Origin of the sequence: Mesorhizobium sp. B3-1-7 (assembly GCF_006439385.1) — a bacterium.
GTDB lineage: Bacteria > Pseudomonadota > Alphaproteobacteria > Rhizobiales > Rhizobiaceae > Mesorhizobium.
In genome coordinates, this window is record NZ_VFTL01000038.1 from 60,114 (window position 1) to 66,786 (window position 6,673).

At 65.8% G+C, this 6,673-nt stretch carries 10 protein-coding genes; 5 read left to right on the forward strand and 5 right to left on the reverse strand.

Annotated features, from left to right (window positions below; all coding sequences use genetic code 11):
• Positions 1–92 precede the first annotated feature (92 nt).
• Positions 93–1,367: a ubiquinone biosynthesis hydroxylase gene (locus FJ417_RS26820; RefSeq protein WP_140785510.1), complete on the forward strand. Its 1,275-nt coding sequence runs from the start codon at positions 93–95 to the stop codon at positions 1,365–1,367.
• Positions 1,368–1,567: 200 nt separating this feature from the next.
• On the opposite strand, the gene FJ417_RS26825 is transcribed toward FJ417_RS26820, so the two are convergent.
• The 3 genes from FJ417_RS26825 to FJ417_RS26835 form a co-directional block, all read right to left on the reverse strand.
• A complete protein-coding gene (locus FJ417_RS26825) occupies positions 1,568–2,098 on the reverse strand; it encodes a hypothetical protein (RefSeq protein ID WP_140785511.1) in 531 nt (176 codons plus the stop codon).
• Positions 2,099–2,237: 139 nt separating this feature from the next.
• Positions 2,238–2,594 carry a YciI family protein gene (locus tag FJ417_RS26830; protein ID WP_140785512.1) on the reverse strand — a complete coding sequence of 119 codons (357 nt, stop codon included), beginning with the start codon at positions 2,592–2,594 and terminating at the stop codon, positions 2,238–2,240.
• Positions 2,591–2,809, reverse strand: a complete 219-nt coding sequence (locus FJ417_RS26835) for a hypothetical protein (RefSeq protein WP_140646053.1) — start codon at positions 2,807–2,809, stop codon at positions 2,591–2,593. Before FJ417_RS26835 ends, FJ417_RS26830 begins: the two co-directional genes overlap by 4 nt.
• Positions 2,810–3,022: 213 nt before the next feature.
• Between FJ417_RS26835 and FJ417_RS26840 the strand changes: the two genes are divergently transcribed.
• On the forward strand, positions 3,023–3,448 hold the full coding sequence (locus FJ417_RS26840; protein WP_140785513.1) for an OsmC family protein: 426 nt from the start codon (positions 3,023–3,025) through the stop codon (positions 3,446–3,448).
• 27 nt (positions 3,449–3,475) lie between these two features.
• Here FJ417_RS26840 and FJ417_RS26845 read toward each other — a convergent pair whose 3' ends face one another.
• Positions 3,476–4,441: an AraC family transcriptional regulator gene (locus tag FJ417_RS26845; RefSeq protein ID WP_140785514.1), complete on the reverse strand. Its 966-nt coding sequence runs from the start codon at positions 4,439–4,441 to the stop codon at positions 3,476–3,478.
• Positions 4,442–4,689: 248 nt separating this feature from the next.
• On the opposite strand from FJ417_RS26845, the gene FJ417_RS26850 reads away from it, so the two are divergent.
• From FJ417_RS26850 to FJ417_RS26860, 3 genes are all read left to right on the forward strand, one after another.
• Positions 4,690–4,842 carry a hypothetical protein gene (locus FJ417_RS26850; RefSeq protein ID WP_140658655.1) on the forward strand — a complete coding sequence of 51 codons (153 nt, stop codon included), beginning with the start codon at positions 4,690–4,692 and terminating at the stop codon, positions 4,840–4,842.
• Positions 4,839–5,249: a hypothetical protein gene (locus tag FJ417_RS26855; RefSeq protein ID WP_140785515.1), complete on the forward strand. Its 411-nt coding sequence runs from the start codon at positions 4,839–4,841 to the stop codon at positions 5,247–5,249. The genes FJ417_RS26850 and FJ417_RS26855 overlap by 4 nt, the downstream gene beginning before the upstream one ends.
• Before the next feature lie 65 nt (positions 5,250–5,314).
• Complete coding sequence (locus tag FJ417_RS26860) at positions 5,315–5,788, forward strand: hypothetical protein (RefSeq protein ID WP_181183309.1); 474 nt, start codon at positions 5,315–5,317, stop codon at positions 5,786–5,788.
• A gap of 12 nt (positions 5,789–5,800) precedes the next feature.
• On the opposite strand, the gene FJ417_RS26865 is transcribed toward FJ417_RS26860, so the two are convergent.
• A complete protein-coding gene (locus FJ417_RS26865; protein ID WP_140658653.1) occupies positions 5,801–6,427 on the reverse strand; it encodes a DUF480 domain-containing protein in 627 nt (208 codons plus the stop codon).
• Positions 6,428–6,673: the final 246 nt, after the last annotated feature.

The following is a 6,673-nucleotide window of genomic DNA, read 5'->3' on the forward strand; positions in this document are numbered from 1 at the left end:
TTCGAGGATGTGCCATGGCCGGTTTCGGACAGGACGTGCGGGCAGTCAAGGCCGCAAGCGGCGGCCGGCCGGAGCCGTGAAAGGATGATGCCATGGTCGACCGCAAGCCGGACGGAGCAGGGGCCAATGGAAAGCGCGAAGCTCTCGACGTGCTCATCGCCGGCGCCGGCTATGTCGGCCTCACCGCGGCCGTGTCGCTGAAGCAGGCGCGGCCGGGCCTCGCCATCGCCGTCGTCGACGCGGCCCCCGCCGGCGTCTGGCAGCGCGACGGCCGCGCCTCGGCCATAGCGGCGGCGGCCGGCCGCATGCTGGAGCAGCTCGGCGTCTGGGAAGAGATCGCGCCGGAAGCGCAGGCGATCACTGAAATGATCATCACCGATTCGCGCGCCGCCGACCCGGTGCGTCCGGTGTTCCTGACCTTCGACGGCGAGGTGGCGCCCGGCGAGCCTTTCGCCCACATGGTCGCCAACCGCGACCTGAACGGCGCGCTGCGCCGCCGCGCCGAAAAGCTCGGCATCGACATCATCGAAGGCATGGCGGTCAGCGCCTTCGATGTGAACGGCGCCGGCATCACTGTGCACCTGGCCGACGGCGCCGCGCTGAAGGCGCGGCTGCTGGTCGCCGCAGACGGCGTCAACTCCAGGCTGCGCGACATGGCCGGCATCAAGACCGTAAAATGGGAATACGGCCAGTCCGGCATCGTCTGCACGGTGGCGCATGAGCGCCCGCACAATGGCCGCGCCGAAGAGCATTTCCTGCCGGCCGGCCCGTTCGCGACGCTGCCGCTGAAGCCGGACAAGGATGGCACCAACCGCTCGTCGATCGTCTGGGTCGAGCGCACGCAAGATGCCAAGGCGCTGGTCGACGGCGACGAGTTCGTCTTCGAGCACGATCTGGAGCAGCGCTTCGGCCTGAAGCTCGGCGAGATCCGAGTCGCCGACAAGCCTCGCGCCTGGCCGCTCGGCCTGACGCTCGCCCGCGCCTTCGTCGCGCCGCGCTTCGCGCTGGCCGGCGACGCCGCGCACGGCATCCACCCGATCGCCGGCCAGGGCCTCAATCTCGGCTTCAAGGATGTCGCGGCGCTCGCCGAAGTCGTGGTCGAGGCCGACCGGCTCGGCCAGGACATCGGCGCGCTCGACGTGCTCGAGCGCTACCAGCAATGGCGCCGCTTCGACACGCTGCAGATGGGCGTCACCACCGACGTTTTGAATCGGCTGTTCTCCAACGACCTCGGCCCGCTGCGCGCCGTGCGCGATCTCGGCCTCGGGCTGGTCGAGCGCATGCCGAGGCTGAAAGAATTCTTCATCCGCCAGGCTTCGGGGCTGTCCGGCGAAACCCCACGACTGTTGAAGGGCGAGGCGATCTGAGCGTTTGCCGATTGGCGTAGGCCTTCGACATAGAGTGACGAGGCGAGAGGCGTTTCGGCCAATTGTGAGGCAGGCGATCCCGCCGCCGCAGCTTCGGCTTAATGCATGTCGCGCAAAAGTGACCTCGGTTTTGCGACAACGACATGCATCAAGCAACGACCTAAAGCGCGTCGCCTGAATCCGCTTCAGCGCGACGCGTTTTAGTTCACTTCGAAGCCCAGCTTCTGCCGCAGCCTCAACATCCGCTGGTCGGCGATCTTGAGGCTCTGCCCGCCGCCCTGCGTGACGCGGTTCAGCATCCTTAGCAGGTCGTCCCGCTCATGCGGATCGAGGCGTTCGCGCAGGAACGGCGCCAGCTTGTCGATGACGAGCGTCGTGTCGTCGACCTGAGAAGCCGCCCATTTGGCGTAGACGACCGCCTCGTCGGTCTTCTTCGCATTCTCGGCGATCCGCGCGATCACCTCGCGGATGACCGCCTCGCGCTGCGGCAGGACCGGGCCGTGCTCCGAGACGATCGCGGTGATCAGCGTCGCCGCCGCCACCACCGGATCGTCGATCGCCGTCAGCGGCGAGAGCGCGGCCTGGTTGCGCAATTTCTTGCGGCGGATGTTGCCCTGGACGCGTCCGACGACATCGGCGACCTCGCGCGCGGCGTCGCTCATATATTTCAGCCGGTACCACCAGATGGCGGCCGCTCCGAGCAGGCCGAGGATGGCGATCAGGAAAGGCATGCCGAATTCCCCCGAAATCGCGGCGACAATAAGAGAAGCGCGGCCCTGCTTCAACACGCAACGGTTGCGACAGGTGAAGAAACGCTGAAGATATGATCGCGCAAGGGACAGCGCCAGCCGCGCCGGATCCATACCAGGCTTATGACCCCGGTATCTGGTAGATCGCCCTGACCTCGACGGTGCCGAGCTCGGCCAACGGAACGCGGTCGGCGATCGCCATCGCTTCGTCGAGATCCGCCGCCTCGACCATAAGGAAACCCAGCAATTGCTCCTTGGTCTCGGCGAAGGGGCCGTCGGTCACCAGCCGTTTGCCTTGGCGCCGCCTGAGCGACTTCGACATCTTCACCGGTTGCAGCGCCTGCGCGACGATCAGCTTGCCTTGCCGGTCGAGCTCCCTGTCATAGGCGAGCGAATCGGCATCGAGCTTGGCCGATTCCCGCGGGGTAAGCGCGAAGAGGTCCTTTTCCTCGCCATAGACCAGCAAGACATATTTCATTTCGAGCTTCCTTTCGTTGATGATTTATAGGAGGCGACGGTGTCGGTCTTGCTTGCCGTCGCCGCATGGTCGAGCAGGCACGCCGCGACGCCGATGATGGCGATGGCCGCCGCCAGCCGGCCGAAGCCGGGCGCCGGCGGATCCAGCCAGAACTCTTCGAGTCGCCGGCCTTTTCGCCCCGGCCGTCCCCAAATCGCAAGAAACAGATTGTCCATCTTAACCTCCATCGGCCGCGAATGGCCGCCCGCAGGACGGTCGGGCAGACGGGAAGTCGACATTTTTGCACGCGCTTTTTTGGAGAATTTTCGAAGCGCGTCGCGCGACCTCAATCATACCAGGCCATGGATGGTCTTCCGGCCCGCTCGCGCTATAGTCACAGGGAACGCCGGCGCCTGCCGGCGAGAACCCCAACAGACCAGGAGGACTTCATGGACCGCACCGCAAACGCCGTCTGGAAAGGAAATCTGAAAGAGGGCAAGGGCACGCTCGACACCCAGAGCGGCACCTTGAAGGGCACGCCCTATTCGTTCAAGGCGCGTTTCGAGGACGAGAGCGGCAAGTCCGGCACCAATCCGGAAGAGCTGATCGCCGCCGCCCATGCCGGCTGCTACGCCATGCAGCTTTCGCATTTTTTGGCCGAGAACGGCACGCCGGCCGCCGAGCTCGACGCCAAGGCGGTCGTGACGCTGGTGCCCGGCACCGGCATCACCGGCAGCGCCATCACCCTGGTCGGCAAGGTGCCGGGCATCGACGCGGCGAAATTCAAGGAGCTGGCCGAGAAGGCCAAGGCCGAATGCCCGGTGTCGAAGGCGCTGGGCGCGATCAAAGTGTCGCTGGACGCGAAATTGGGGTGAGGCGGGAAACGGCGTCGCCCTCGGCAGTCAACCCTTGAGAGCGGCGGCACGGACATCCGACGGCGTCGCGTCATAGCGGCGCCGGAACGCCCGGTTGAAATAGGAGAGGTCGTTGAAGCCGGCCTCGAACGCGATCGCGGTGATACTGCGCCCTGCGTTGCGCGGGTCGCAGAGCATGCGATGCGCGTGCAGCAGCCGCTGGCGCAGCATGAACTCCGACAAAGACGTGCCGTCGCTTTCGAACAACTTGCGCACATAGCGCGTGGAAAGCCGGTGGCGCCTGGCGACATCCTCGGCCGAAAGGTCGCCGCCTCTGGCGATGATGTCTGCCTTGATGGCACGCAGCCGCGCCACTCGTACGCCGCGCCCGCGCGCGATTTCCACCGCGTCCCTCGTCCCGCCGATGGCAAGCGCCGCCAGATCGAAGATATGCGTTGCCGCCACATGCAGCTCTTCCGGGCTGAGCCCGTCGCCCGCATCCTGGACCGAATGGACATAGTCGATCAGCAGCCGCATCGCTCCGGTGCCGGTCGGTAGCGGCCGCATCAGCGCGATCGAGGGATCGCCGATCAGCGGCGAAAGCTGTTTGAGGGAAAAGCTCATATTGACGAAGCGGATGCCGCCCGGCTGGATGACGTTGAGGCCGACTTCTTCACCGCTCATCATCAGCGCGTGGCCGCCGCCGACCGGCTCCTCACGGCCGCGATGCTTCATCACGCTTGCGCCGTCCAGTGCCGCGAGCAGGACAAGATCGTCGCTGTCGATCAGCGTCGTCGAATGATAGACCCGGAATGCCGAGCAGGTGCCCGTAGCGATGCCCAGCCCCGGCAGCGCGCGCACCCGCATATCGACATGCGTCGGGTCGAGCGGATCGAGATCGACCTTCAGCACCGTGCGGCCATAGACCTCGCGCATGACCTCGACACGATCCCGCTCCGGGACCATGTCCGTGACCAGCCTGAACGAAGCCGACGGCCCCCTTGCCGCAGTCATCGGCACCCCCCTGCCTCTGACGGATGGCCCGCGGGACCATCGCCAATTTTGGAGCCCGGTTCCCGCTGTGGACGAACCGGCTCCAGAGGCGCGCTGATATGCGCCGAGGTTCCCGAAACGTCAATACAGGGCCGTTTTGGCCGCTTTAAGGGCCGCCTCGTCCAAGCTGCCCCTCGCCGGCCTCGCCTAGTTTGCGGCGCGCTTCGGCAAAGCCGGCAGCGCATTCCGAAACAATCGAAGGGGGTTCGATGTATCACCTGCAACTGTTCAAGACGCTGTCTCAATTGTCGTCAGCCGGCTTCAATCCTCGCGTCTATCTTTTGTCTCTCGCGCTCGGCAAAGGCGCAGCCGACCATCGCGACCTGAAACTGCCGCCTCGCCTTGGCGAGCGCCGGCCATGACCGCGAGACCTGTCTTTCCGATATCGTCGCTTGTCGGCCTTTTCGTTCTCGCCGGCTGCACAAGCCCTCAGGGGGCCGGCCTTGCGATGGGCGCGGTCCGCGCCATGGCCGGCGGCGGGTTGAACCCGCTTTCGGCGGCGATCGGCCTCGGCACCATGGCGGCCGCCGATTCCGCGGCCGCGTCGCAGGCGGGTGTCATCACACCGCAGGAGCAGGCCAAATATGCCGGCATGTCCTGCGCGGAATTGCTTCAATTGACGGCGAACTATGCGGCGGCTCAAGGCGCGCGCCCAGCGGCAAAGAAATATGGCGGCATGGCGCCTGCCGGCAAGATGGCCATCGCCAACCAGGTCATCTCCACCCGGCTCACCTATCTGAAACAGCTTGTGGCGAGCAAAGGATGCTGACCGGCCTTTCGCGTTTGGGGCGGGCGAGGCTTGTTGGCCTGGCTGCGCTGGCGGGATCGTTGGCCTTGGCAGCCACCGACGGCTTCGGCCAGGGAAGCGGGCCGGCGACCCGCTCGCATCGCGGCCCGATACCGGTGGCGCTCGTAGGCCAGTGGAGTTTTGCGGCCGCAACCGGCCAGTATTGCGACCCGCTCGGCGATTGCGCGCCGGGAAGCGGCGGCAGCATCACCTTCACATTCGGCGTCGGCGGTCGTGCCGAATACAGCCTGTTTCAGTCCTCACTGGTCGAAGGCTGCGGTCAGGTTCAGTCGCTGAGGTCTATGACCGGCACGGCAAGAGTGGACGGTTCCACGCTGGTGCTTACGCCGAGATCGGGAACCTACAAATCGTTCAATGGCTGCCGGCCGGACCTCACCGGAAACTGGAAACTTGGCGCTGAAGACCTGAAGCCGGTTTCGTTCAGCTGGCAATTGGACGAAGGGGAACTGCAGCTCGTCGACCCTACGGGCGAGGCCAGCGGCATCTACAACAGGAGGTGATACGCCGGATTGTTATCCGGCGCCCAGCGCGTCGATCTTCGCGCGCAATGCCGCGACCTCTTCCTCGAGCGCTTTCACGCGCGCTTCGAGATCGCTATCCGAAGATGTCGCTGCCGGCTGCCACGGAGCCGTCACCGCTTCCACAGGCCCACTCAGCAAATGAACATAGCGCTCCTCGCGCTGCCCGGGGGCGCGTTCGAGCAATTGGATCAGCGGCGGACGGCGGCCGATCATCAGGTCGAGATTGTCGCGCAGCTCCTCGATCGAGGCAAAGCGCGCCATGCGCTCCGAGCGCGCGAGCAATTCATGCGCCGTCTGCGCGCCGCGCAGAAGCAAGAGGCCGATGACCGCGATCTGCGGCGTCGTCAGCGAAAAGCGCTGCGCCATCAGATGCTCGTAGCGCTCGACGCGCGAGGCGAAGGCCTGGCGCACCAGGCCCTTCTGCTCGAGCGAGCTCAGCGCCCGCCGGATCTCGGTGAGCTCCAGAGCCATCACCGGCTCGCGCGCCGTCTTCTGGTTGGCCGCCTGGTGCGCGCCGTTGAGCGTCAGCGGATAGACGTCCGGCGTCAGCTCCTTCTTCTCGATCAGCGAGCCGAGGACACGGGCTTCGACGGGGGACAGGGTCGGAAGATCGGTCATGGGCTGCAATCCTTTCTTGCGCCGGCGGGACAGCGCCCCCCTCTGTCCTGCCGGACATCTCCCCACAAGGGGCCACAAGGGGGGAGATCAGCAGCTTCGTCAACAGCGCTTATTCTTCGACGGCAGCGATTGGCGAAAGCCGCGGTGACAGCCAATCTCCCCACCTGTGGGGGAGATGTCCGGCAGGACAGAGGGGGGCGCGAAGGATCGCTGCCTTCAAAGCACCGCGAGCGAATTCGCCCGACT

What these genes read in the sequence shown, in the direction of transcription:
- FJ417_RS26820 (WP_140785510.1), top strand. Translation starts at nt 93, where the DNA reads ATGGTCGACCGCAAGCCGGACGGAGCAGGGGCCAATGGAAAGCGCGAA.
- FJ417_RS26855 (WP_140785515.1), top strand. Translation starts at nt 4,839, where the DNA reads ATGACCGCGAGACCTGTCTTTCCGATATCGTCGCTTGTCGGCCTTTTC.
- FJ417_RS26850 (WP_140658655.1), top strand. Translation starts at nt 4,690, where the DNA reads ATGTATCACCTGCAACTGTTCAAGACGCTGTCTCAATTGTCGTCAGCC.
- FJ417_RS26825 (WP_140785511.1), bottom strand. Translation starts at nt 2,098, where the DNA reads ATGCCTTTCCTGATCGCCATCCTCGGCCTGCTCGGAGCGGCCGCCATC.
- FJ417_RS26845 (WP_140785514.1), bottom strand. Translation starts at nt 4,441, where the DNA reads ATGACTGCGGCAAGGGGGCCGTCGGCTTCGTTCAGGCTGGTCACGGAC.
- FJ417_RS26835 (WP_140646053.1), bottom strand. Translation starts at nt 2,809, where the DNA reads ATGGACAATCTGTTTCTTGCGATTTGGGGACGGCCGGGGCGAAAAGGC.
- FJ417_RS26865 (WP_140658653.1), bottom strand. Translation starts at nt 6,427, where the DNA reads ATGACCGATCTTCCGACCCTGTCCCCCGTCGAAGCCCGTGTCCTCGGC.
- FJ417_RS26830 (WP_140785512.1), bottom strand. Translation starts at nt 2,594, where the DNA reads ATGAAATATGTCTTGCTGGTCTATGGCGAGGAAAAGGACCTCTTCGCG.
- FJ417_RS26840 (WP_140785513.1), top strand. Translation starts at nt 3,023, where the DNA reads ATGGACCGCACCGCAAACGCCGTCTGGAAAGGAAATCTGAAAGAGGGC.